Source organism: Williamsia sterculiae (assembly GCF_900156495.1).
GTDB classification, from domain to species: Bacteria; Actinomycetota; Actinomycetes; order Mycobacteriales; family Mycobacteriaceae; genus Williamsia_B; species Williamsia_B sterculiae.
In genome coordinates, this window is sequence record NZ_FTNT01000006.1 from 13,253 (window position 1) to 36,977 (window position 23,725).

Below are 23,725 nucleotides of genomic sequence, written 5' to 3' on the forward strand. Positions count from 1 at the left end.
CCGGCGAGGCCGAGTGATGACAGCCACCTCCATGCGTTCATGAGCACGGATGAGTGCTCGTCGGACTCGGGTAGCGTAACCGAGACTACGAGCGCCCAGGACGAGGGGAACGATGGACATCCAGACCGCCGGAGCACCGCGTGACGGGGTGGTGCACCGGGTCCTACCACTGCGAACACTGGTGACCATCGAGGCTCTGATCTGCGCGGCACTGCTGATCTGGCGCGGGGCGGGACTCTGGTGGTGGCTGGCCGTGGGCGCCGCGGTGGTGGTCTCGGCACTGCTGTTACCCCTCGCGGCGGGTCGATCGATCGCCGGACGCGGTGTCCGTCGTTCGGCCTTCATGATGTCGCGGGCCCGCAGGCGAGGAACGGATCTGGCCCCGGCCCCCTTCGACATCCCCGGACCCGATACGACCACCATCGGCGCCCGCTGGGATGGTGACTGCCTGGTCACCGTGGTGCGCATCCTCCCGCCGGCTGTCCCTCGGGCCACCTATCTCGTACCGCAGGAATCACTCACCGACTATCTGCTCCCCATGTCCGCGCTGGCCGAATGCCTCGATCAGTTCGACATCGCCCTCGCCGCGGTGGATGTGGTCAGCCAGGGTCTGCGCATCCACGGTGACAGCGCGCCCGCGACGACCTACGGACGCACGCTGGGCCCGTTGGCCGCGACCGCGCACCGTTCGGTGTCGGTGGTGCTGCGACTCCGGCCCGCGGACTGTCCGGAGGCGGTGGCACGGCGCGGCGGGGGATCCACCGGAGCACTGCGGACGGTGTCGGTCGCGACCCGCCGCGTGGCCACCCGCCTGGCCGAACACGGTCTCTCGGCACACATCATGAGCGCCAGGGAGATCACCGGCGCCACCACCCAACTCCTCGACGGGTCGTCGTTGGACTCCGTCGAGGAGAACTGGGACCAGATCGATGCCGGTGGGCTGTCGATGCAGACCTTCGCGGTGGATCCCGGCCAACTGCCCGCGGTGGCCCAACGGGTGTGGACCGACGCCGCCGTGTCCACCACGCTGACGGTACGACTGTCGCGGATCGACGGAACGCTCGCGGTGAGCGGGTTGGTCCGCTTCGACCGGAACCGGCAAACCGCCGACGAGCCGCCGACCCCCGCGTATCTGCTGCCCCTGCCCGGTGCCCAGTTCGCCGCACTGGCCGCCGGTCTACCCATCGGTACCTCGGCCATCGGCGCCATCGACGACCTGCCAGCGGTCCGCGGCGCCACCGCCGACGACGTGCTGGACGCGCTGCGTCTCGCGGGTACCGGCTGCGGACAGCTCATCGGTGCCGATCGGACCGGCCGCGCGGTCGCGGTCCCGGTGGTCGGACCGGGGGTCGAGACCGTGGTGATCTCCGGCGGGCTGCATCTGGCCCAACAGGTGGTGCTGCGCGCGGTGGCCATCGGTGCCCGCACCGTGGTGCGCACCACGCGACCCGAGCGGTGGCGTCACCTGGTGACCACCGTCGGCGACCACCGGCTGCTGTGTCTGCAGCATGAGTGGGAGGGCCACGAGAACGACGTCACCCTGACGGTCTACGACGGCGTCACCGTGGGCCCCACCCCACCGATGTCGACGACGCTGCAGGTCATGGCGCCGGGTGCGGAACCGCCGCAAGCACAACTGTTGCTGGCCCAGAACGACCGGACACCTCAGGACGTGGAGATCCGGACCGCGGCGGGGACCGTACACGTCACCATCGTGGCGACCCCCGACGAGTGGGTGTACACCGATCCGTCGACCGCCACGCGATCGGCGCCGGAGTCGACGCCCGCCCGGCACGCGGCACCGATGCACTGACGGGGCGCGTGCGCCGTCTCAGCGCTGGTTGCCCACGACCCCCGGTACCAACGCCCGGAAGAAGACCGACCTGGACGACGCCGCGTGCACGATCACATCGGGGTCGTCGTCGCCGAGCCATATCGCCTGTCCGGCAGGGACCACGAGTCGTTCGCCGGCATCGGGTCGCACCTCGATCGCACCCGAGATCACCGCGAGCACCTGTGGGCCGGGCATGTCGAACGAGATCGATGACGCGTGCCTGAGCCCGGTGCCGTCGAGTTCCACCCGCGAGAGCCGGAACTCCGGTGCCGGGGTGAGGTAGATCCGTTCCGCGTTCAGCGACCGGATCTGCGGTTTCAGCTCCGAGACGTTCACCGGGCTGAAGTCCAGTACCCGCAGCAGCTCCGGTACATCCATGTGTTTGGGCGTCAATCCACCACGTAAGACGTTGTCGGAGTTGGCCATCACCTCGACGCCGGTACCGTGCAGATACGCGTGCAGATTGCCCGCCGCGAGGTACAACCCCTCTCCCGGGTCCAGATGGATCCGATTGAGCAGCATCGCGCCGAGCACTCCCGGGTCGCCCGGGTACTGCTCACCGAGTTCGCACACGGTCCGCATCTCGCGTGCGAACTCCTTGCGTCCGGCACCGAGATAATTGATCGCTCCCTGCAACACCGCGGGGATGACCGTGGCCAATGCACTCTCCGGCAGCGTGATCCAGGTGGTGAACAACGCACGCAGGCCACCCGAGTCGGGCTGTCCGACCAGCATGCCCAGGAAACCGTCCAGCTCGGGCACCTGCAGGGCACGCATCACCTCGATGGTGCGCAAGGGATCCCGAAACCCGGCCAAGGCCTCGAAATCGGTGAGCGCGACGATGAGCTCCGGCTTGTGATGCGGGTCGCGGTAATTGCGGTCCGAGGCGTCGACGGAGATACCGAGTGCGTTCTCCCGCGAGAAGCCCTCACGCGCCTGCGCACTGCTGGGGTGCGCCTGCAGCGAGAGCGGTTCCTCCGCGGCCAGCACCTTCAGCAGGAACGGCAGATCGGTGCCGAACTCGTCCACACAGGCCGAACCCAGCTGGCCCACCGGGTCGGCGGTGACCACCTCGAGGAGGTCCTCCCCGGTACCGACGGTCGGTGACGGCGCCGCCGGATGCGCTCCGAACCACAGCTCGGCCTCGGGATGTGAGGTGGGCGTCGGCAGACCACGGATGTCGGCCAACGCGGTGCGCGAACCCCACGCGTACGGACGGACGATGCCCTCGATGACGCGCATCAGGCCGCCGCCGACAGTCGCAGGTACACCGACGCCATCTCGATGCGAAGGGCCACGGTGAGCAGAGCGATCACATCCCCTGGGTCGTCGGTGAATGCCTGGGTGGGCTGGGTGGGCGGCGGCGTCTCGTCCCCGGCGGTCAGCACGTCCATCTCGACAGCGGGGCCGAGACCGTGCCGGACGAACCACTCCCTGCCGGGCACGGTGATGACCTGCAGCCGAGGCGGCGACACACGAGGGCCGTCGATCTGCGGGTCGTGGAAGATGTCGTCGGCGCTCACACCGGTTCGTCTGGTCGTCTCCACCGATGCCGACAGCGCTTCGGACACCGACGCGACAGCCCCGAGCGTCCCCGCCACCGTCAAGACGGTGGTGGCGGCATGCGCCGCGACCGCGCGAGCGGCCGGTGTGTCCCCGACCCAGATCACGGGCTGCTCCCCCAGTCGCGCCGCCAACAGCTTGGCGGCGTTGTGGAAGATCTCGGCTCCGGGACCGTCCGCGGCCGCCTCCTCGTCGAGCGCGTCGGCCAGTCGTGCCACGTCCACCCGGGTGCCGGTGAACCGGACCGACGACAGGGCACCGAACACCGCCAACACGCCCGCGACATATCCGGTGAACCGAAAGTGCGGCAGCACCCGCATTCGCGGCGACAGATCCAGTGCCCGACCACCGAGTGCCTCGGCAAGGGGTCCCTCGTCGGGTGCCAACAGGACCACCTCCGCGCCACGACGGCTCGCCCGATCGCCCGCGTCGATGAGGATCGGATCACCGGCATCATCGCCGCAGAGCACCACCACATCCAACGGACCCACCCAACCGGGCAGCGCCGTCACACCGACGACGGGCACGTCCAGCCGGGGGCCGGCCACCGCGATCGCGAACTCCATCGCCCGCTCGGCCGTGCCCGCAGCGGCCACCACGACCACCGATCGGGGACGCAGACCCTCCAGGGCGCTCAGTACCCCCTCGGCCACCGTCGAATGGACCGCCCGGGCCTGCGCGCCTGCCATCGCCACCCCGTGCAGCAGACCGTCGGCGTCGGCGGCCTGCAGGGCCTCGACATCGTCGAGATCAGATGTGCCGGTGAGCATGGCATCAGACTATCGACCACGTGTGCACCGTGACCAGTCAGCGCCGAATTGCGGTTACGGCGGTTCGTGCCCGCCCGGACGGACGACGCGGGGGTTGTCGACCGGCGGTCAGTCGGGGTCGGGCAGGACCCGCAGGTGGCCCCGCCTACGCGGACGTTGACCGCCACCGGTGCGGTGCGGCTCGGACTGCGGTGTCCGTTCGCCGCGAAACCCGCTCGTGGGGTCGACGGCCCGCCGGGTGGTCGGGCGCGCCATGGCCACGTCACCACCGGACGCACGGGTGTTCTCGCGGACGGCATCGGCGAGGGCGACCAGGTCGTCGTCCTCGGGGCGCGTTCTGGTGAACCCGCTCTCGCTGCGGATCATCTCCCAGCCGCGCGGCACCGTGATGCCGGCGGCGTGCTGTTCGCAGAGATCCCAGGAGTGCGGCTCGCGCGAGGTGGCCAGCGGTCCGATCACGGCGATCGAGTCGGCATAGACGAAGGTCAGCGTGGCCACGGCGGGCAGCGCACAGCCGGGTCTGCAGCACTGACGGGGAAGCCTCACAGCTACAGAGGCTATCCCGACGGTCGGATCGCGGCGCACGTGACACGCTGATCCGTGGGCGACCTCCCGGTGTCCGGCACCGTCGCGAGGCTGGACACCGGCGTTAGAATCCACGGGTGCCCCACTCGACCGATGCCCGCGGACGTCGCGGTGGCCACGTGTCCCACCGTGCCCGCCGGATGCGGGATCGGCGGGGTCGCGGGTTGCGCTCGACGCTGCTGCCGCAGAACGTGCCCGCCTGGAACACCCGGTCGGAGTCCTTCGACGCGGTGGTGCTCGAGGCCTTCTCCGAGATCGACGCCCGCTGGCACGATCGCCTCACCGATCTCGACATCGCCGTCGACGACATCCCGCGGATGTTGCCGCACGACCCGGACACGGTGCAGTGGCCGGACGAGGTGACCGCCGACGGGCCGATCCCGCTGGCCCGATTGATCCCGGCGGGGATGGACACCCGCGGACGTCCGACGCGGGCGCGGATCGTGGTCTTTCGTCGACCGTTGGAGAGCCGGGCGAAACGCAGTGTCGAACTGCTCGACCTGGTACACGAGGTGTTGGTGCAGCAGGTGGCGACCCACCTCGGCGTGGACGAGGACACCATCGACCCCGACCAGCGGTGAGCGTAGGTGTCAGACGATCCCGCGCTTGAGGCGGCGACGTTCCCGCTCGGAGAGCCCGCCCCAGATGCCGAATCGTTCGTCTTTGTGCAGCGCGTATTCCAGGCAGTCGGAACGTACTTCGCAACCCTGGCAGATCCGCTTCGCCTCGCGGGTGGAGCCACCCTTCTCCGGGAAAAACGCCTCGGGGTCGGTCTGCGCGCACAGCGCGCGGTCCTGCCACTCCTCTTCGACCGCGTCGAAGAGGTCCTCGAAGTCGTTCTGCACCAGGCTCAGATGATTCGGCTTCGCCGACACCATGGGCTCGGTGGCCGTCACCGCGGCCGCCTCGAACACATCCGGAGTGTCGACCACCGGCGCCTGGTCACCGATCTCCGCGTCTGCCGACGGTCCGTCCCCGAGGGGTTCGACTCCGGATGGATGGACATCGTGTACTGGTTGCAGGCCGTTCCCGGTCATGGGCTCGAATGCCATCGCCCGCCTCCTCGTCGAACTGGATCCCTCATGGGGTCTGCGTCTTGCGATTCGAAGTTCGACCCCGTCCGAGGCCGCTCGCACGCGATCACTGCCGTGTCACGCTGTCGTATGAGCCTGTCGGACCACATCCGCCGTCACCGGGTGATGCCGTGACTCCAAACCGTCGTGCTGCACTTCTTGCCGTGTCGGTCGTCTCACCCATCGGTTCTCTTCGAACACCTGATCGAAAAGCGTGGCGCTCAACAATTCTCGATGTCGAACCTGGAATGACACTGCTGTAATTAGACACGTCGGGTCCGGTCGGGGTCAAGCCGAAGAGAGAATTTCTTACCATCTCCTCCCGCGAAATACGCGTCTCGACACGGGCCTTAGAGTGGAACCCCGTGAAAGTCACGGTTCTCGTCGGCGGCGTCGGTGGCGCCCGATTCCTGCTCGGTGCCCGCGAACTCTTCGGTGCGACGCCCTTCCCGGACGACCCCGCACCCGACGCGGACACGGTCACCGCGATCGTGAACGTGGGTGACGACGCCTGGATGCACGGCGTCCGCATCTGTCCCGATCTGGACACCTGCATGTACACCCTGGGCGGTGGAATCGACACCGAGCGCGGCTGGGGCCGCGCCGCGGAGACCTGGCACGCCAAGGAGGAACTCGCCGCCTACTCCGCCGACCCCGACTGGTTCGGCCTCGGCGACCGCGATCTGGCCACCCATCTGCTGCGTACCCAGATGCTCTCGGCAGGCTATCGACTGTCCGAGGTCACCGCCGCGCTGTGCCGACGCTGGGCGCCCGGGGTACGGCTGCTGCCGGCCACCGATGACCGACACGAGACCCACGTGGTGGTGACCCGCGCCGACGGTGAGCAGGTCGCGATCCATTTCCAGGAGTGGTGGGTGCGCCATCGCGCCCAGATACCCACCCACGGTTTCGCGCAGGTCGGTTCCGACGGCGCCGCTCCCGCACCCGGTGTCCTCGCGGCCATCGAGGAGGCGGACATCATCTTCCTCGCCCCCAGCAACCCGGTGGTCAGCGTGGGTGCGATCACCAGCGTGCCCGGGATACGCGGGGCGCTGCGCACCGCACGCGCACCCGTGGTCGGCATCTCCCCGATCATCGGCGACCGGCCGCTGCGCGGGATGGCCGACGAGTGCCTCTCGGTGATCGGTGTCCCGACCACCGCCGAGGCGGTCGGTGGACACTACGGTGCCCGCTCCGGCACCGGACTGCTCGACGGTTGGCTGATCGCCGAGGGCGAGCACGCCGACATCCCGGGTGTCGCGGTGCGCTCGGTACCGCTGTTGATGACCGACCCGGCGGCGACTGCGGAGATGATCCGGCAGGGCTGCGACCTCGTCGGGGTGCCGGTGCCCGGAGACCGGCGATGACCCGGACGGTGACCGATCACGCGGCCGACCGCCTGGAGATCATCCCGGTGCCCGGACTGCCGCGGTTCCGAGCAGGCGACGACCTCGCGGCGGCGATCACCGCGGCAGCACCATGGTTGCGCGACGGCGACATCCTGGTGGTGACGAGCAAGATCGTGTCCAAGACCGAGGGTCGGGTGGTGCCCGCACCCACCGACCCCGACGAGCGGGATACGTTGCGTCGCAAACTCATCGACGACGAGACGGTTCGGGTTCTGGCGCGGCGGAATCGTACCCTGATCACCGAGAACGCCTACGGCCTGGTGCAGGCGGCCGCCGGAGTGGACGGATCCAACGTGGCCACCGACGAGCTCGCGCTGTTACCGGTCGACCCCGATCGCAGCGCCAGGGAACTGCGGTCAGCGGTCACCGCGGCCACGGGAATACGGGTCGCGGTGGTCATCACCGACACCATGGGGCGGGCGTGGCGCACCGGCCAGATCGACGCCGCGATCGGTTCCAGCGGGGTGGCCGCGCTCTGGCCGTACGAGGGTGGGGTGGACGAATACGGCAACCCGCTGGTCGTCACCGAGATCGCGGTCGCCGACGAGATCGCCGCCGCCGCCGACCTGGTGAAAGGCAAGCTGGGCGGTGTGCCGGTCGCGGTGGTCCGTGGGATGCCCGTCCTCGACGACGGCTCCACCGCCCGGGCACTGATCCGCAGTGGTGAGGACGACCTGTTCGGACTGGGTACCGCGGAGGCGATCGAGTTGGGGCGGACGCAGGCGCAGCTGTTGCGTCGCTCGGTGCGGACGTTCGCCGATGCGCCGGTGGACGAGGTCATCATCCGCACGGCGCTCGGCGAGGCGCTCACCGCGCCCGCGCCGCATCACACCCACCCGGTGCGCTTCGTATGGATCCGCGATCCCGATCGCAGACACGCCCTGCTGGAGGCGATGACCGCGGCGTGGCGCACCGATCTGACCGGGGACGGCCGCACGCCCGAGGCCACGAACCGGCGGGTGGCCCGCGGCCGATTGCTCTACGACGCCCCGGAACTCGTGATCCCGTTCCTCGTCCCCGACGGCGCACACGACTACCCCGACGAGCGTCGTCGGCGCGCCGAACACACGATGTTCACCGTGGCCGCCGGTGCGGCCGTGCAGGCGTTGCTGGTGGCGCTGGCGGTACGCGGGGTGGGCAGCTGTTGGATCGGATCGACCATCTTCGCGCCGGAAGTGGCCCGTACCGAGCTCGGCCGACCTGCGGACTGGGAACCGCTGGGCGCCATCGCCATCGGCCATCCGGTCGACGAGACGTCACCGCGACCGCTCGCCGCGTTGGGTGATCTGGTGGTGGAGTTGTGAGCACGGAGTCGCTGCACGCCTCCACCGTGGCGCTGCTGACCACGTGGCAGGCACCGGATTCCGACCAGGATTCGTTGCGGCACACAGTGCTCGCCTTTCTCGGGGCCGCACCGGAGGGGTGTCTGCGTCGCAGCGTGCCCGGGCACATCACCGCGTCGACCCTGGTCCTCGACGCCGAACACCGACACGTGTTGCTGACCCTGCATCCACGGGTGGGCAAGTGGATCCAACTCGGCGGGCACTGCGAGCCCGAGGACGAGTCCATCTCCGCGGCGGCCGTTCGCGAGGCACGTGAGGAATCGGGCATCCCGGACCTGCAGCTGTCGGCATCGGGACTGCTGGCGCTGCACACGCATCCGATCACCTGCTCGCTGGGTGTACCGACCCGTCACCTGGACCTGCGCTTCCTGGTCACCGCCGCGCCCGCCGAAGGACTGCCGCCGATCAGCCGCAGCGGCGAATCGGTGGACCTGCGCTGGTGGCCGGTGGACGCGCTCCCGGAGAACACCGAATACCCGCACATCCCACGGCTCATCGCGCTCGCGGGCCAACCCGTCTGACCAGACCGGGGCGACGAGAAGTCAGACGCGGACGCCCTTGCCCACCGCGACCACCCCGCCCGCGCTGATCGCGAAGCGTTCGCGGTCGCGTTCGGTGTCGACGCCGATGATCTCGCCCGGGCCGACCACGACGTTCTTGTCCAGGATCGCCCGTCGGACCACCGCACCGCGGCACACCCGCACCCCCGGCATCAGCACCGACCCCTCGACGGTGGCTCCGTCCTCGATGATGACGTTGGAACTGAGCACCGAATTCCGTACCGTCGCCGCGGAGATGATGCTGCCGGCACCCACCATCGACTCCTGGGCGAGACCACCGTGCACGAACTTCGCCGGCGCCAGGTTCTCGGTCTCCCCGCGAATGGGCCAGCGTCGGTTGTACAGGTTGAAGATGGGATGCACCGACACCAGGTCCATATGCGCGTCGTAGAACGCGTCCAATGTCCCGACGTCGCGCCAGTAGCCTTTGTCCCGGTCGGTCGCACCGGGTACCTGGTTGTCCTTGAAGTCGTAGACGAAGGCGGTGCCGCGGTCGACGAAGGACGGGATGATGTTGCCGCCCATGTCGTGATCGGAGTCGTTGTCGTCGGCATCGCTGACGATCATGTCCAGCAACGCCTCCGTGGTGAAGACGTAATTGCCCATGGAGGCGAAGGTCGCGTCCGGATCGTCCGGGGTGCCCGGCGGGTCGGCGGGCTTCTCCAGGAACTGGGTGATGAGTCCGTCGGCATCGGCGTCGATACAGCCGAACGCGAACGCTTCCGACCGCGGGACCCGGATCCCCGCGACGGTGCAGTCGGCTCCTGAGGCGATGTGCGCGTCCACCATCTGTTCCGGGTCCATCCGATAGACGTGGTCGGCACCGAACACCACGATGTACTCGGGGTTCTCGTCGTACACCAGGTTCAGCGACTGGAAGATGGCGTCGGCGCTACCGGTGTACCAGCGCGGACCGAGTCGCTGCTGTGCGGGCACCGGGGTGATGTACTCACCGTTGAAACCGGACATGCGCCAGGTCTGCGAGATGTGTCGATCCAGCGAGTGCGACTTGTACTGGGTCAGCACGCACAGCCGGTTGTACCCGGCGTTCACCAGATTCGACAACACGAAGTCGATGAGGCGGTACGCGCCGCCGAAGGGGACCGCAGGCTTGGCGCGGTCGGCGGTCAGGGGGTACAGGCGCTTGCCCTCTCCGCCCGCGAGCACTATCCCGAGCACGTTCGGCTGTGATCTCACATCGTCCAACCTATCTGCTATTCCACCGCTCGGGCCAGGGTCGAGACGAACCTGCGGGACAACCGGGCGCGGATCCGATCGACCGATGGCGTCCGGGGCAGTGGCGCGTTAGCGTCATCTCCATGCGAGTGGCGATGATGACCCGTGAGTATCCGCCCGAGGTCTACGGGGGTGCGGGAGTCCACGTCACCGAACTGGTCCGTCACCTCAGACAACTCGCCACCGTGGACGTGTTGTGCATGGGCGCGCCCCGCGAGACCGCCGAGGTGTTCGGGATCGACCCGGCCCTGGAGGGTGCAAACGCGGCGCTCACCACGCTGTCGGCAGATCTGCGGATGGTGGTCGGTGCGGCGGGAGCCGACGTGGTGCACTCGCACACCTGGTACACCGGACTCGCGGGCCATCTGGCCGGCGAACTGTACGGGGTCCCCCACGTGCTCACCGCACACTCGCTGGAACCGCGACGGCCCTGGAAGGCAGAACAACTCGGCGGCGGCTACCGCATCTCGTCCTGGGTGGAACGCAATGCGGTGGAGTACGCCGACGCGGTGATCGCGGTCAGTTCCGGTATGGGGGCCGATGTGCTGGATGCCTACCCACGGCTGGATCCGGCGCGAGTGCATGTGGTGCGCAACGGCATCGACACCGGGACGTGGCATCCGGTCACCGAACCGTTCACCGAGGAGTCCACGCTGCGTGCGCTCGGCATCGACCCGGACCGGCCGATCGTCGCGTTCGTCGGTCGGATCACCCGGCAGAAGGGCGTACGCCACCTGGTCGCCGCCGCCCACGCGTTCGACCCCGACATCCAGCTGGTGTTGTGCGCCGGGGCGCCCGACACCCCGGAGATCGGTGCGGAGATCGCCGCCGCGGTGGAGCAGTTGTCCACCGATCGTGCCGGTGTGCACTGGATCCAGGAGATGTTGCCGCAGCCGCGTATCGACGAGATACTCTCGGCGGCAACAGTGTTCGTATGCCCGTCCATCTACGAGCCGCTGGGAATCGTGAACCTGGAGGCGATGGCCTGCGGCACCGCGGTGGTCGCCTCCGATGTCGGTGGCATCCCGGAGGTCGTCGACGACGGTGTCACCGGGTTGCTGGTGCACTACGACGCGGACCGCGACGAGGACTTCGAACGCGATCTGGCCGCCGCCGTGAACACCCTGGTCCGTGATCCGCAGAGGGCCGCGGCCATGGGTGTCGCCGGCCGCGAACGCACCATCGCCGAGTTCTCCTGGGACAGCATCGCCGAGCAGACGATCGCCGTCTACGATTCGGTGCGCTGAACAGCGTTCGGCTCGGCAGGCGCCGGCGCGGGGACGAACACGCTGTGCACCACCGAGAAGGTGACGTCGACGACGTCGGGTAACCGTGCGGCGCGGCCCACGATCTCGGCGTCGGAGCGATGGAACGCCGAGGGACCCATCCGGACCAGGTCGATCACCCCGGATCGGGGCACCGCGACGGTGTACTCCACCCGATTGCGCTCCCAACGGTCGAACACCCCGTGCACCGCGCTGTCGATGCGCTGAGTCTTCTCCTCGTCCACCCCGATCATGCCCATCGGCTCGATCAGTTCGTGCAGATGACGATCGGTCGGCGTCACCATCACCAGCGCCCCGTCATCGGTGAGCACGCGCCGACACTGCTCGGTGTTGCGCGGTGAGAACACCGACAACACGGTGTGCACCACATGATCACCTATCGGCCAGGGTTTCCAGGCGTCGGCGACCACCGCACCAACGTCCGGATGAATCCGGGCCACCCGGCGGGCGCTCACCTTGGAGAGGTCGATTCCCACCCCTCGCGATCCGTCCGGTCCGGCCTGGACACAACCGGCGAGATAGTGGCCGGTTCCCGCTCCCACCTCGAGTGTCGTGGTGCCGACGCACGACGCGGCCACCCGATCCCGGATCGGGTCGAGCAGACCCGCACGCATCACCCGGTCGCGAGCGTCGAGCATGTCGGCGGTGTCGGCCCGCAGACCGACCACCTGCCGCCCCGACAGCAGCGAGACGTAACCCTGTCTGGCGATGTCGAAGGCGTGCCCGCGCGCGCAGAGCAGCGTGCGGTCGTCGAGGTCGAAGAGGTCGGCGCAGACCGGGCAGCGGAGCAGGTCGTAGACCTGCGCCAACGACATGGCGCCGGGCGCCATCACACGGGTGAGCTTCGCGATCGCGGGTCAGCCGGTGACGCCGCGCAGTTCTTCTCCGAGTGCCGCGGCCTCGTCCGCGCTGAGTTCGACGACCAGCCGCCCGCCGCCTTCGATGGGGATCCGGACGACGATTCCTCGTCCTTCCTTGGCTGCCTCCAGGGGCCCGTCTCCGGTCCGTGGCTTCATCGCCGCCATCTCACATACTCCCTTCTCCAGCAGACCGTTCACTCGCGCCTGCTGCAGATCGTGTTGTCATCGGACGGGTGATCCGTCGTGGTGGACGGACTTCCCTGGGTCGGGCTCAACCGCTGGTGGGTCTGCATCATGATACGGGGTCGCGCAGGTGAGCCGGTCGACCGCGCCCCTCCCGGGCGCTCACCGCTCCGGGGAACGACCGGTGGGCGAGTCGGGGGCGTCCACGGATCGCGAGACCTCGACGGGCGCAGGCGGCGACGGCGATCGGGTGTCGGCGGAGAAGTCGTTGGCCTCGCGACCCTGCAGGGTCACCACCACCGCCCGCAACTCATCGAGTTCGCGGGCGAGTTTTTCCAGTGCCCAGTCGACCTCGGACTGCTTGTACCCACGAAAAGTCTGCGCGAAGCGCAGTTCACGGACGTCGCTGCCGGCGATCCCGGCCCGAGGAAGCGTGGTCAGCGTGGTGTCCGGTTCCAACGGGGGCAGTTCTTCCCCACGTCCGAACACGAACCACACGACGGCGAAGACGACGATGACCGCCGCGGCCATCACCAGCAGGTAGAGCAAGAGGGTCTGCATCGACCCCAGTATTCCAGGGTCGACCGCCACGGCGGTCGGCGCGCGCCTCGGATCGTCGGGTCAGGAGGCCCGGACGGCGGTGGGGACCGCCGTGTGCACGCTGTTCATCGCCGGCCGGTCCTCCAGGTACACGTCGGTGGTGTGCGGGGTGAACGAACCGTCGTTCTCGGCGGTGAACTGGGTGAGGCCGACCCCCGAGTCCGGGACGCCGCAGCGACGCATCAGCGTTCCGACGATCTGCCTGCTCATCACGCCCAGTTCGATCAACGGGCGGTTGCGGTGGGTTCGCACCCCCAGGTTGACCTGGCCGATACCGGCCAGCCCGTAGGCGTCGTAGGTGTCGACCAACAGGCCGATCTCGACACCGTATCCGGGCGCGAAGGGTACCGAGGCCAACAGCTCACGGGTGCCCGCGTACTCGCCGCCGAGCGGCTGCAGCACCGCGGTGAGATCGGGTTTGAGAGACGCGAGCAACGGGCGGGCGACGAGTTCGGTCACCCGTCCACCGCCGTTGTGATCCTGCGACTCGCCGGTGCGCAGCGGGCGCCGGTAGTAACCCTTCACCAGCTGGATCTCGGGGTTGACCAACAGCGGCCCGAGCAGCTTGGGCACGAACATCGGGTCCGGATCGATGAGGTCGGAGTCGACGAAGGCTATGAGGTCACCGGTGGTGGCGGCGATGGACCGCCACAACACCTCGCCCTTGCCGCGAACCGGCTCGAGCTCCGGTACGACCTCCTCACGACCGACCACCTGCGCGCCCGCTTCCCGAGACCGCTCCACGGTGGCGTCGGTGGACCCGGAGTCCAACACGATCAGTTCGTCGACGAGCGTCCCCAGCAGCGGTCGGATCGTCGCGATGACGTCGGCGACCGTCTCCTCCTCGTTCAACGCAGGCAGCACCACCGACACGGTGCGCCCGTTCTTGGCCGCCACCAGTTCCTCGACGGTCCAGTCCGGACGTTCCCAGGTGTGGGTCGCCGACCATTTCTGGTCGCCACCGGATTCCCGCGCCGGGGCGGGCCAGAGAGCGGTCTTGTATCGAGCGTTCGAGCCCTTGGTGGTACGGGCGGCCTTACCTGTCATGCGAGTCCCCTGACTGTTCGGGCGGGTGGCCGGGAGCCGTCGATGGCGGCAACCATATCGACCACCCGGCGGGTGGCGGCAACCTCGTGCACACGGAACACCCGAGCTCCCGAGGAAGCTGCGAGTGCTGTGGCGGCCAAGGTTCCCTCCAACCGTTCTTCCAGGCGTACACCCAGAGTCTCCCCCACAAAATCCTTGTTGCTCAGCGCCATAAGCACTGGCCAGCCGGTATTAACGAGAATGTTCACGTGGCGTAACAACGCGAGCCCGTGGTGGGTGTTCTTGCCGAAATCGTGTGTCGGGTCGATGACGATGGAGTCACGACTCACCCCTGCCCGCAGCGCTGTATCGGCGCGGGCGACGAGATCGGCGGTCACATCGGCCACCACGTCGTCGTATCGGACCCGGTGCGGTCGGGTCCGCGGGACCGCCCCGCCGGTGTGCGAGCACACCACGCCCGCCCCCATCCGGGCCGCCGTGGAGACCAGCGCGGCGTCGGCGCCGGCCCAGGTGTCGTTGATCAGGTCGGCCCCGGCGGCGACGGCCGCCTCGGCGACCTCGCTGCGCCAGGTGTCGATGCTGATCACCAGGTCGGGATGGGCCACGCGGACCCGTCCGATGAGTGGTACCACCCGATCGCGCTCCTGCGCCGCGTCGACCGGGTCCCCCGGCCCGGCCTTCACCCCGCCGATGTCGACGACGTCGGCGCCCTCGGCGACGGCCTGGTCGACCCGGGCCATCGCCGCGTCGTCGGAGGCGGTGTGTGAGTAGAAGGAGTCCGGGGTGCGGTTGACGATGGCCATCACCAGCGCCCGGTCGGCGGGAACCGGCCGACCGCAGAACGTGGACGAGAAAGGCGCGGATGCGCCGTCAGCCACGCGGCGCCTTTGCCTTGGCCACGTCGTCGACGTAACCGTCGTAGAAGTCGACGTAACCGTCTTGGCGGCCCGCCAGGACGTAGAGCTTGTCGTCGCCGACGTCGGAGTAACCCTGGTCGCGCAGCTCCACCTTGCGGGACTTGAAGGTGGACGTCTGCTCGAGCTCGTCGACGATGCGGACGAACAGTGGGATCGCGTAGCCGGGGAGCGAATCGTACAACTCGGCGGCCAGCTTCTTCGGATCGAAGTTGTCACCGACGGTCACGGCGGCCATCCCGGCCTTGCCGTCGCTGCCCTCCACCCCCACGCCGTAGACCACCGACTGGGAGACCTGGTCACCGGCGTCCAGCGCCCCCTCGACCTGGGTGGTGGCGACGTTCTCGCCCTTCCACCGGAAGGTGTCGCCGAGCCGATCGACGAACGCCACGTGCCAGAACCCCTGATCGCGGACCAGGTCACCGGTGTTGAAGTAGGTGTCACCGTCCTTGAAGGCGTCGCGGATGACCTTCTTCTCGCTGGCCTCCGGGTCGGTGTACCCGTCGTAGGGGTTGCGATCGGTGATCTCGGAGATCAGCAGCCCTGCCTCACCCTTACGCGCCTCGGTCAGTCGTCCGTGGTCGTCGCGTTGGGGTTCACCGTCCTCGGTGTACCGAACCACCTTGTACGGCAACGGGCAGAAGCCGGCGGTGCGCTTGGCGTTGAACACGTTGATGAAGACCAGGTTGAGTTCGCTGGCCCCGTAGAACTCGATGATGCGGTCGATGCCGAAGCGGTCGCTGAAGGTGTCCCAGATCTCCGCGCGCATCCCGTTGCCGACCACCAGCCGCACGTCATGGGCACGGTCGGTGTCCTTCTCCGGCTGCGCGACCAGGTAACGGCAGAGCTCGCCGATGTAGCAGAACGCGGTGGCGCGGTTGAGGATCACGTCGTCCCAGAACTTCGACGCGGAGAACTTGCGACCGATCGCCATACACGCGCCACCGGCCAGCACCGACGACAGGGAGACCGTCAGCGCGTTGTTGTGATACAGCGGCAGCGCGACGTACATGGTGTCGTGGGAATGGAGGCGCACACCCATCCCACCGATACCCGACATCGATTTCATCCACCGGAAGTGGCTCATCACACTGGCCTTGGGCAGACCGGTGGTACCGGAGGTGAAGATGTAGAACGCCTTGGTCTTGGCGGGCAAGGTCGCGGTGACCGCGGGGTCGGAGTCGTCGAGCCCGGCCGACTGCTCGGCGAGTTGATCGAAGTCGCGCACCTCCGGCGGCAGGCTCGACTCCTCGACGGTGTCGAGTCCTTCCCGACAATCGGGGTCGAGCAGCAACGCCTTGGCCTCGAGCAGGGCGACGCTGTGGTCGAGCACCTCGCCGCGCTGGTTGTAGTTCAGCATGCCCGCCACCGCGCCGAGCTTGACCACGGCCAGCATCGCGATCACCGCGCCAGGCGAGTTCTTGGCGAGGATGCCGACGACGTCGCCGACGCCCACGCCGAGTCGCGACAGCAGCGCGGCCTGCCGGTTGACCATCCGGTTGCACTCCCCGTAGCTGATCGAGGTGCCCTCGAATCGCAGGAACGGCCGCTCGGGGTGGCGACCCGCCGCCCGCTGGAACATCAGCCCGATCGTCTCCGCGGAGTCCGGTTTGCGCAGTACCAGACCCGGCGCGTTACGCACCATCGTCGCGGCGTCGGGCGCCATCTGGACCACGCCCCGAGCCATGTCCAGCAGGCCGATCTTGGATGCGGATTCGTTACTCACCAACAGCTCCGTCGCTTTCACCTCGGGGTACGGGCGCATGCTACCGGGATTCGCAGAGCGATATGGCGTCGGTCACCGATTCGGTCCGCCGCAGCATCGACAGCCCTTGTGCGGAGACGAAACCCGACTCACGCAATCCCTCCAACCAGGTCAAGAGCGGGGTGTAGAAGCCGAACGGGTCCAGCAGCACAACGGGTTTCTGGTGCATCCCGAGCACTGCGCCGGTCCAGGTCTCGAAGAGCTCCTCGAGTGTCCCCAGTCCACCCGGCAGGGCGATGAAGGCGTCGGCGCGGTCGTCCATCAGTTGTTTGCGTTCGCGCATGGTGTCGGTCACCACCAGCTCGTCGGCGTCGGTGTCGGCGACCTCTCTGTGCACGAGCGCTTTCGGGATCACACCGACGGTGTGACCACCCGCGGCCCGCGTCGCCCTGGCCACCGCACCCATCATCGACACGTTTCCACCACCGGAGACGAGCTGATGCCCGGCCCGGGCGATCGCGGAGCCCACCTCGGCGGCGAGGTCGAGATGGCGTGGATCGGATACGCCCGATGCGCAGTACACGCAGATGGCGGTCACCGCGCGGTCTCGGACTCGTCCGCGATCCCGGACGGGGGAACGGCCGAACGCCCGGTGGCCGTGATGATGCGCAAGGTCTCCGCCACCGAGTCGGTGACGTGTAGCAGATCGAGGTCGGTCGACGCGATCTTGCCGGTGCCCGCCAGCCGATCGCGCATCCAGTCGATCAACCCGGCCCAGAAGTCGGATCCCAGCAGCACGATCGGGAACCGGGTCACCTTGCGGGTCTGGACCAGGGTCAACGCCTCGAACAATTCGTCGAGCGACCCGAAGCCACCGGGCAGGCAGACGAAAGCCTGCGCGTACTTCACGAACATCGTCTTACGCGCGAAGAAGTAACGGAAGTTGATGCCGAGGTCCACCCAGTCGTTGAGCGAGTTCTCGACCGGCAGTTCGATCCCCAGACCGATCGACTGACCACCCGCCTCGTGCGCGCCCCGGTTGGTGGCCTCCATCAGGCCCGGTCCGCCCCCGGTGATCACCGCGTAGCCGGCGTCGGCCAACGCGGCGCCCAGTTCGACGCCCAGCCGGTATTCGGCGCTGTCGGGTGCGCTGCGCGCGGACCCGAACACCGTCACCGCCCGCGACACATCGGTGAGGGCCTCGAATCCGGCGACGAACTCCGACTGGATGCGCAGCACCCGCCACGGGTCGCGCTGCAACCGGTTCTGTTTTCGAGCCTCGTCGGACTGCTCGACGGTGTCGAGCAGGCTGCGGTCGGTGGTCAGCTCCGATCTCCCCGACACCCGGGTCGCGCCCACATAGCGAACGTCGTCGTGGTCGGGACGGGGTGTGCTGGCCATGTCGGCCACGCTAGCAACGGCGCTCCGACGAGGGGCTTCACGCGGTACCCGACAGGTAACGACGCAGGATGTCGGCGACCTCGGTGATCTGGGCGACGGGCACCCGTTCGTCACGGCGGTGCGCCAGGTTGGGGTCACCGGGGCCGAGGTTCACCGCCGGGATCCCCAGCGCGGAGAACCGGGACACGTCCGTCCAGCCGTACTTGGCCCGGAACCGCCCCCCTGCCGCCGAGACGAGTTGCGCGGCAGCCGGATCGCCGAGACCGGGCAGGGCACCCGGGGCGGCGTCGGTGACCTCGAGGGTCACCGAACCGTCACCGACGGGCCCGGCGAACACGTCCCGCACGTGATCGATCGCCTGCTCGACGCTGCGGTCCGGGGCGAAGCGGAAGTTGACGTCCACCGAGGCGGCGTCCGGGATGACATTGCCGGCAACCCCGCCGTCGATGCGCACCGCCGAGAGCCCCTCCCGGTACACGCAGCCGTCGATGTCGACGTCGCGAGGCGTGTAGGCGGTCAGAGCGGCGAGCACACGGGAGAGTTTGTGCACGGCGTTGTCACCCATCCAGGACCGCGCCGAATGCGATCGGACACCCGATGCGGACAGGCGTACCCGCAGCGTGCCCTGACACCCGGCCTCGATCTGCGCCGCGGTGGGTTCTCCCAGGATCGCGACGTCGCCGCGCAACCAGTCCGGCAGCTCGCGCTCGACGAACCCGAGCCCATTCGCGTCGGCGGTGATCTCCTCGCAGTCATAAAAAACCAGGGTGACGTCGTGGGTCAGATCGGTGGGGTCCGTGGACGCGATGAGGTGCAGGAACACCGCGTCACCGGATTTCATGTCGACGGTGCCGCAGCCGTGCAACACGTCGCCCTCCGGCCCGTCCGGCTCGCGACGACCGGGGACGTTGTCGGCGATGGGAACCGTGTCGAGGTGACCGGCCAGGATCACCCGGCTGGGTCGCCCGAGGTCGGTGCGGGCCAGCACCCGATTACCGTGACGCAGCACCTCGAGGTGGGGCACCTGAGCACGCAGTGCGGTCTCCACGGCGTCGGCGATCACCATCTCGTCACGTGATTCGCTCGGGATGTCGATCAGCGCGGCGGTCAGTTCGATGGGATCGGAACGCAGATCGAGGGTCGGGGTGATGTGCACGCATCAACCGTAGGGTGCGCCGGGACCGCTGCGTAGACTCACCCGCGTGACAGAGACGACAGGCGCTTTCGCGACCGGGCTGGCCACCATCTCCGACGGCGGTCAGGTCCTCGACACCTGGTACCCGAACCCGGAGGTCGGCGTGGCCGACGATTCCGGGACCGTGGAGCTCCACGACGACGACGTTCCCGAACAGTTCCGCGTGGCGGTGGGATCCGATGCCGACCGTGGGGTCCGGGTGGTCGCGGTGCGCACCACCATCTCCGACCTGTCGGCACAGCCGGTCGACACCCACGACGTCTACCTGCGGCTACATCTGTTGTCGCATCGGTACGCGGCTCCGCACGCGCTGAACCTCGAGGGCGTCTTCGGCCTGTTGGCCAACGTGGTCTGGACCAGCGCCGGGCCGTGTGCGATCGAGGACTTCGAGACCACCCGGATCCGGTTGCGCGCTCGTGGACCCGTGACCGTGTTCGGGGTGGACAAGTTTCCGCGGATGGTCGACTACGTGGTTCCCACCGGAGTCCGCATCGCCGACGCCGACCGGGTACGACTGGGTGCCCACCTGGCCGCGGGCACCACGGTGATGCACGAGGGCTTCGTGAACTACAACGCCGGCACGCTGGGGACGTCGATGGTCGAGGGCCGGGTCTCCGCAGGCGTGGTGGTGGGCGACGGCACCGACGTCGGCGGCGGCGCGTCGATCATGGGCACCCTGTCCGGTGGAGGCAAAGAGGTCATCTCCCTGGGCGAACGCTGCCTGCTGGGCGCGAACTCCGGCTGCGGGATCTCCCTCGGCGACGACTGCGTGATCGAGGCAGGCCTCTACGTGACCGCGGGCACCAAGGTCACCGGTCCGGACGGCACCACCGCCAAGGCGGGGACGCTGTCGGGCACGTCGAACCTGCTGTTCCGCCGCAACAGCATCAGCGGGGCCGTCGAGGTGGTCCCCTGGAAGGGCGGAGGCGTGGAACTGAACGCCGCCCTGCACGCGAACGACTGACCGGTCCGCGCCGTCAGTCCGGGGCGGCCGCGGCCAGTCGGGCCGCGGCGGCCGCGATCCGCTCGTCGGTGGCGGTGAGGGCGAAACGCACGTGCTGTCCGGCGGTCGGGCCGTAGAAGTCGCCCGGTGCCACCAGGATGCCCAGGTCGGCAAGCCACGCGACGGTGTCGCGGCAGGGTTCGCCGCGCGTCGCCCACAGATAGAGCCCCGCTTCCGACCGATCCACCCGGAATCCGGCGTGCCGCAGGGCGGTGTGCAGCACCACCCGGCGCGATCGGTAGCGCTCCCGCTGCACGTCGACGTGCTCGTCGTCGGCGAGCGCCGCGGTCATGGCCGCCTGGACCGGGTACGGCACGATGTGACCCGCGTGTTTGCGTACGGCCAGCAATTCGGCGACGAGTGCGGGGTCACCGGCCAGGAAGCCGGCGCGGTAGGAGGCCAGGTTGGAGATCTTGGACAATGAGTGCACCGCCAGCAGACCGGTGAGGTCGCCGTCGGTGACGCGCGGGTCGAGGATCGACGCTGCCTCGCCCTCCCAGGTCAGCCCCAGGTAGCACTCGTCGGACACCACGATCACACCACGCTCTCGAGCCCACGTGATCACCGTGCGCAGGTGGTCGATGCCGAGCACCGTCCCGGTGGGATTCGACGGCGAGTTCAGGAAGATCAACCGCGGGTTGGTCGACCCGAGCGCGCCCACCGAATCGGCACGGACCGCGGTGGCCCCCGCCAACAGCGCCGCGACCTCGTAGGTCGGGTAGGCGATCTCCGGGATGACCACCGTGTCACCGGGGCCGAGACCCAGTTCGCCGACGATCCCGGCGATGGCCTCCTTGGTGCCGATGACCGGCAGGATCGCGTGTTCGTCGACGCCCGCGACGCCGTATCGGCGACTCAGCGCAGCCGCCGCTGCGGAACGCAGTTCGGCAGTGCCCAGGGTGGTCGGGTAACCGGGAAATCCGGACGCGGCGTACAGCGCGTCACGGATCAGCGGGTCCACCTCGTCGACCGGGGTGCCCACCGACAGGTCGACGATCCCGTCCGGGTGCCCGGCGGCCCGACGCTTGTCGTCGGCCAACGAATCCCACGGGAAGTCGGGCAGCGAGGCGCTGACGCGACGACCCGTCCCCCGCGCGCGTGCTGTCACTCTTCGGTGTTCATGGGCGGCAGCCCCTTGATGAACGCGGGGTCGGCCGCGGTGGTGCCGACCTTGCTTGCACCTCCTGGCGACCCGAGGTCGTCGAAGAAGTCGACGTTGGCGGCAACATAGGGTTCCCACTCGTCGGGCACATCATCCTCGTAGAAGATCGCCTCGACCGGGCACACCGGCTCGCAGGCACCACAGTCGACGCATTCGTCGGGCTGGATGTAGAGCATCCGCTCGCCCTCGTAAATGCAGTCGACCGGGCATTCCTCCACACAAGCCTTGTCCAGCACGTCCACACAGGGCTCGGCGATGATGTAGGTCACCAACCACTCCTTCGATTCCGCACGCGCCCGTCGGCACGTTGGCTTCCGCGTCGCGATGCGGGCTGAGCACACGACGCGGACGGACACCCCGCAGGGCACCCACTTCGACCAGCCCAGTATCCCGCCCTGTCGCCGTCGGACGAAATCGGGGTGTCGGGTCTCGACGTCGGCCTGCGGAGTGCGCCCCCTCGGGAGACCATGCGGGGATGCACATCCTCATCGGCGTCATCGGTCTCGTGGTCTTCCTGGTCCTCGCCTGGGCACCCAGCACCAACCGCGCGTTGTTGCTCGCGAAACTGCCGTGGGTGGCGCTGTTGCTCGCCATCGAGTTCGTGCTGGCGCTGGTGATGCTGAAGACCGGGGTGGGCGAGAGCATCGTGAACGGCATCAGCAGCGCGTTCACCCGGCTCCTCCAGTATGCCGGCGACGGCACGAAGTTCGTCTTCGGCGATCTGATGACGGTCGGCGCCGACAGCGACACCGGTGCCCCGTTCCTGCTCACCGTGTTGATGCCGATCGTGTTCATCTCGGCGTTGATCGGCATCCTGCAGTACATCGGGGTACTGCCGCTGATCATCAAGTACCTCGGCCTGCTGCTGTCCAAGGTCAACGGGCTGGGGGAACTGGAGTCGTACAACGCGGTGGCCTCGGCCCTGCTCGGTCAGTCCGAGGTCTTCATCTCGGTGAAGAAGCTGCTCCCGCACATCCCCCCGCAGCGCATGTACACCCTCGCCGCGTCCGCCATGTCGACGGTGTCGGCGTCGATCCTGGGTGCCTACATCCAGCTGATCGAACCGCGGTACGTGATCGCGGCGATCCTGCTCAACCTGTTCGGCGCGTTCATCGTGGTGTCGTTGCTCAATCCGTACACGGTGACCAGGGAGGAGGACGCGGCCCTGCTCGCCGCGGGCGCCGAGACGGTGACGGCAGCCGAGCAGCAGGGCGACGGCCCGGTGACGGGACCGGCGCAGCAGGTCGCGGCGGTGCCGGTGGCGGACGAGGAGCTCGGCCGGCCGACACTGTACGACCGCTGGACGCGGCTGCTGCGATTACCCGCCTCCGCCCGCACAGGGAAGCGGCAGTCGTTCTTCGAGATGTTGGCGGAGTACATCTTGGACGGCTTCAAGGTCGCCATCACGGTCGCGGCGATGCTGATCGGTTTCATCGCGCTGATCTCCCTGCTCAACGGAATCTTCTCCGGCCTGTTCCATGGCACGACGTTCCAGGACGTCCTGGGGCACGTGTTCTCGCCGCTGGCGTATCTCACGGGCATCCCGTGGCACGAGTGTGTGCGGGCGGGTGAGTTCATGGCGACCAAGCTCGTCACCAACGAGGTGGTTGCCATGACGCAGTTGCGATCCGCCTCGGATCTCTCGCCACGCACCACGGCGATCGTGTCCACCTTCCTGGTGTCGTTCGCCAACTTCTCGTCGATCGGCATCATCGCGGGCGCCGTCCGCAGCCTGGACGGGATGCAGGGTCGGGCGGTCGCACGTTTCGGTCTGCGGCTGCTCTACGGCGCCACCCTGGTCAGTTTCATCAGTGCGACCATCGTCGGGCTGATCAGCTGACTCTCTGACCTGCGCAGAGAGGGGTTTCGGATCGGGGTGACCGTAATCCTCGACCGATCCATCGCTGTTCACCACAGTGGACCGGGTGAGCACATCTTGCGATGGAGCCGAGCAGGCGATGACGGTCGAACGGGGACCGGCGGGGAGTTGTTGTCG

At 68.4% G+C, this 23,725-nt stretch carries 24 protein-coding genes; 8 read left to right on the forward strand and 16 right to left on the reverse strand.

Going from position 1 to position 23,725, the window contains the following annotated elements:
• Positions 1–112 precede the first annotated feature (112 nt).
• On the forward strand, positions 113–1,813 hold the full coding sequence (gene eccE, locus BW971_RS10860) for a type VII secretion protein EccE (RefSeq protein ID WP_076479459.1): 1,701 nt from the start codon (positions 113–115) through the stop codon (positions 1,811–1,813).
• 18 nt (positions 1,814–1,831) lie between these two features.
• Here eccE and manA read toward each other — a convergent pair whose 3' ends face one another.
• The 3 genes from manA to BW971_RS10875 all read right to left on the reverse strand — a co-directional run bounded on the left by manA (position 1,832) and on the right by BW971_RS10875 (position 4,713).
• Positions 1,832–3,076: a mannose-6-phosphate isomerase, class I gene (gene manA, locus BW971_RS10865; protein WP_076479461.1), complete on the reverse strand. Its 1,245-nt coding sequence runs from the start codon at positions 3,074–3,076 to the stop codon at positions 1,832–1,834.
• Positions 3,076–4,167, reverse strand: coding sequence for a hypothetical protein (locus tag BW971_RS10870; RefSeq protein WP_076479463.1), 1,092 nt, complete (start codon positions 4,165–4,167; stop codon positions 3,076–3,078). The genes manA and BW971_RS10870 overlap by 1 nt, the downstream gene beginning before the upstream one ends.
• A 108-nt stretch (positions 4,168–4,275) precedes the next feature.
• On the reverse strand, positions 4,276–4,713 hold the full coding sequence (locus tag BW971_RS10875) for a DUF3499 domain-containing protein (protein WP_076479465.1): 438 nt from the start codon (positions 4,711–4,713) through the stop codon (positions 4,276–4,278).
• A 179-nt stretch (positions 4,714–4,892) separates the two neighbouring features.
• Here BW971_RS10875 and BW971_RS10880 point away from each other — a divergent pair, with 179 nt between their 5' ends.
• Positions 4,893–5,333 (forward strand): metallopeptidase family protein, encoded by a 441-nt coding sequence (locus tag BW971_RS10880; RefSeq protein WP_083709739.1) that lies wholly within the window; start codon positions 4,893–4,895, stop codon positions 5,331–5,333.
• A gap of 9 nt (positions 5,334–5,342) precedes the next feature.
• Here BW971_RS10880 and BW971_RS21695 read toward each other — a convergent pair whose 3' ends face one another.
• Positions 5,343–5,606 carry a WhiB family transcriptional regulator gene (locus BW971_RS21695; RefSeq protein WP_200799420.1) on the reverse strand — a complete coding sequence of 88 codons (264 nt, stop codon included), beginning with the start codon at positions 5,604–5,606 and terminating at the stop codon, positions 5,343–5,345.
• Positions 5,607–6,190: 584 nt separating this feature from the next.
• On the opposite strand from BW971_RS21695, the gene cofD reads away from it, so the two are divergent.
• The 3 genes from cofD to BW971_RS10900 are packed head-to-tail and all read left to right on the forward strand — an operon-like array spanning position 6,191 to position 9,098.
• Positions 6,191–7,192, forward strand: coding sequence for a 2-phospho-L-lactate transferase (gene cofD, locus BW971_RS10890; protein ID WP_076479471.1), 1,002 nt, complete (start codon positions 6,191–6,193; stop codon positions 7,190–7,192).
• On the forward strand, positions 7,189–8,538 hold the full coding sequence (locus BW971_RS10895) for a coenzyme F420-0:L-glutamate ligase (RefSeq protein WP_143690305.1): 1,350 nt from the start codon (positions 7,189–7,191) through the stop codon (positions 8,536–8,538). The genes cofD and BW971_RS10895 overlap by 4 nt, the downstream gene beginning before the upstream one ends.
• Entirely contained in the window at positions 8,535–9,098 is a 564-nt protein-coding gene (locus BW971_RS10900) for an NUDIX hydrolase (protein ID WP_076479473.1), read from the forward strand. Before BW971_RS10895 ends, BW971_RS10900 begins: the two co-directional genes overlap by 4 nt.
• Before the next feature lie 21 nt (positions 9,099–9,119).
• Here the strand turns inward: BW971_RS10900 and glgC are convergent, their stop codons facing one another.
• The gene (gene glgC, locus BW971_RS10905; RefSeq protein ID WP_076479475.1) at positions 9,120–10,334 is read right to left on the reverse strand and encodes a glucose-1-phosphate adenylyltransferase; all 1,215 of its coding nucleotides are present in this window, start codon (positions 10,332–10,334) and stop codon (positions 9,120–9,122) included.
• Positions 10,335–10,456: 122 nt separating this feature from the next.
• Here glgC and glgA point away from each other — a divergent pair, with 122 nt between their 5' ends.
• Positions 10,457–11,620: a glycogen synthase gene (glgA, locus tag BW971_RS10910; protein WP_200799414.1), complete on the forward strand. Its 1,164-nt coding sequence runs from the start codon at positions 10,457–10,459 to the stop codon at positions 11,618–11,620.
• Here glgA and BW971_RS10915 read toward each other — a convergent pair.
• The 9 genes from BW971_RS10915 to dapE all read right to left on the reverse strand — a co-directional run bounded on the left by BW971_RS10915 (position 11,602) and on the right by dapE (position 19,519).
• Positions 11,602–12,489: a putative RNA methyltransferase gene (locus BW971_RS10915; RefSeq protein WP_076479477.1), complete on the reverse strand. Its 888-nt coding sequence runs from the start codon at positions 12,487–12,489 to the stop codon at positions 11,602–11,604. The genes glgA and BW971_RS10915 overlap by 19 nt on opposite strands.
• 27 nt (positions 12,490–12,516) lie before the next feature.
• Positions 12,517–12,684 (reverse strand): DUF3117 domain-containing protein, encoded by a 168-nt coding sequence (locus BW971_RS10920; protein WP_076479797.1) that lies wholly within the window; start codon positions 12,682–12,684, stop codon positions 12,517–12,519.
• Positions 12,685–12,864: 180 nt separating this feature from the next.
• The gene (locus tag BW971_RS10925; protein ID WP_076479799.1) at positions 12,865–13,263 is read right to left on the reverse strand and encodes a DivIVA domain-containing protein; all 399 of its coding nucleotides are present in this window, start codon (positions 13,261–13,263) and stop codon (positions 12,865–12,867) included.
• Positions 13,264–13,323: 60 nt separating this feature from the next.
• Complete coding sequence (locus tag BW971_RS10930) at positions 13,324–14,349, reverse strand: glucosyl-3-phosphoglycerate synthase (protein ID WP_076479479.1); 1,026 nt, start codon at positions 14,347–14,349, stop codon at positions 13,324–13,326.
• Complete coding sequence (gene folP, locus BW971_RS10935; protein WP_083709819.1) at positions 14,346–15,152, reverse strand: dihydropteroate synthase; 807 nt, start codon at positions 15,150–15,152, stop codon at positions 14,346–14,348. The genes BW971_RS10930 and folP overlap by 4 nt, the downstream gene beginning before the upstream one ends.
• 67 nt (positions 15,153–15,219) lie before the next feature.
• Positions 15,220–16,950 carry a long-chain-acyl-CoA synthetase gene (locus BW971_RS10940; protein WP_234974377.1) on the reverse strand — a complete coding sequence of 577 codons (1,731 nt, stop codon included), beginning with the start codon at positions 16,948–16,950 and terminating at the stop codon, positions 15,220–15,222.
• 79 nt (positions 16,951–17,029) lie between these two features.
• Positions 17,030–17,566 carry an LOG family protein gene (locus tag BW971_RS10945; protein WP_076479484.1) on the reverse strand — a complete coding sequence of 179 codons (537 nt, stop codon included), beginning with the start codon at positions 17,564–17,566 and terminating at the stop codon, positions 17,030–17,032.
• Positions 17,563–18,369, reverse strand: a complete 807-nt coding sequence (locus tag BW971_RS10950; protein ID WP_076479803.1) for an LOG family protein — start codon at positions 18,367–18,369, stop codon at positions 17,563–17,565. The genes BW971_RS10945 and BW971_RS10950 overlap by 4 nt, the downstream gene beginning before the upstream one ends.
• Positions 18,370–18,406: 37 nt before the next feature.
• Complete coding sequence (gene dapE, locus BW971_RS10955; protein WP_076479805.1) at positions 18,407–19,519, reverse strand: succinyl-diaminopimelate desuccinylase; 1,113 nt, start codon at positions 19,517–19,519, stop codon at positions 18,407–18,409.
• A 52-nt stretch (positions 19,520–19,571) separates the two neighbouring features.
• Between dapE and dapD the strand changes: the two genes are divergently transcribed.
• Complete coding sequence (gene dapD / locus BW971_RS10960) at positions 19,572–20,528, forward strand: 2,3,4,5-tetrahydropyridine-2,6-dicarboxylate N-succinyltransferase (RefSeq protein WP_076479486.1); 957 nt, start codon at positions 19,572–19,574, stop codon at positions 20,526–20,528.
• 13 nt (positions 20,529–20,541) lie between these two features.
• On the opposite strand, the gene dapC is transcribed toward dapD, so the two are convergent.
• Both dapC and fdxA read right to left on the reverse strand, forming a co-directional pair.
• Positions 20,542–21,675 carry a succinyldiaminopimelate transaminase gene (gene dapC, locus BW971_RS10965; RefSeq protein ID WP_076479488.1) on the reverse strand — a complete coding sequence of 378 codons (1,134 nt, stop codon included), beginning with the start codon at positions 21,673–21,675 and terminating at the stop codon, positions 20,542–20,544.
• A complete protein-coding gene (fdxA, locus tag BW971_RS10970; RefSeq protein WP_076479490.1) occupies positions 21,672–21,998 on the reverse strand; it encodes a ferredoxin in 327 nt (108 codons plus the stop codon). Before fdxA ends, dapC begins: the two co-directional genes overlap by 4 nt.
• 206 nt (positions 21,999–22,204) lie before the next feature.
• On the opposite strand from fdxA, the gene BW971_RS20870 reads away from it, so the two are divergent.
• Positions 22,205–23,569 (forward strand): NupC/NupG family nucleoside CNT transporter, encoded by a 1,365-nt coding sequence (locus BW971_RS20870; protein WP_083709745.1) that lies wholly within the window; start codon positions 22,205–22,207, stop codon positions 23,567–23,569.
• The last annotated feature ends 156 nt before the right edge of the window (positions 23,570–23,725 follow it).

Excerpts from the sequence above, each read along its gene's own strand:
- BW971_RS10930 (WP_076479479.1), bottom strand. The coding sequence starts at position 14,349 with ATGACAGGTAAGGCCGCCCGTACCACCAAGGGCTCGAACGCTCGATAC.
- eccE (WP_076479459.1), top strand. The coding sequence starts at position 113 with ATGGACATCCAGACCGCCGGAGCACCGCGTGACGGGGTGGTGCACCGG.
- BW971_RS10940 (WP_234974377.1), bottom strand. The coding sequence starts at position 16,950 with ATGGCTCGGGGCGTGGTCCAGATGGCGCCCGACGCCGCGACGATGGTG.
- manA (WP_076479461.1), bottom strand. The coding sequence starts at position 3,076 with ATGCGCGTCATCGAGGGCATCGTCCGTCCGTACGCGTGGGGTTCGCGC.
- BW971_RS10880 (WP_083709739.1), top strand. The coding sequence starts at position 4,893 with ATGCGGGATCGGCGGGGTCGCGGGTTGCGCTCGACGCTGCTGCCGCAG.
- BW971_RS10915 (WP_076479477.1), bottom strand. The coding sequence starts at position 12,489 with ATGGCGCCCGGCGCCATGTCGTTGGCGCAGGTCTACGACCTGCTCCGC.
- folP (WP_083709819.1), bottom strand. The coding sequence starts at position 15,152 with ATGGCCATCGTCAACCGCACCCCGGACTCCTTCTACTCACACACCGCC.
- glgA (WP_200799414.1), top strand. The coding sequence starts at position 10,457 with ATGCGAGTGGCGATGATGACCCGTGAGTATCCGCCCGAGGTCTACGGG.
- BW971_RS10920 (WP_076479797.1), bottom strand. The coding sequence starts at position 12,684 with ATGGCGGCGATGAAGCCACGGACCGGAGACGGGCCCCTGGAGGCAGCC.
- BW971_RS20870 (WP_083709745.1), top strand. The coding sequence starts at position 22,205 with ATGCACATCCTCATCGGCGTCATCGGTCTCGTGGTCTTCCTGGTCCTC.
- BW971_RS10895 (WP_143690305.1), top strand. The coding sequence starts at position 7,189 with ATGACCCGGACGGTGACCGATCACGCGGCCGACCGCCTGGAGATCATC.
- BW971_RS10870 (WP_076479463.1), bottom strand. The coding sequence starts at position 4,167 with ATGCTCACCGGCACATCTGATCTCGACGATGTCGAGGCCCTGCAGGCC.
- BW971_RS10925 (WP_076479799.1), bottom strand. The coding sequence starts at position 13,263 with ATGCAGACCCTCTTGCTCTACCTGCTGGTGATGGCCGCGGCGGTCATC.
- BW971_RS10950 (WP_076479803.1), bottom strand. The coding sequence starts at position 18,369 with ATGGCCAGCACACCCCGTCCCGACCACGACGACGTTCGCTATGTGGGC.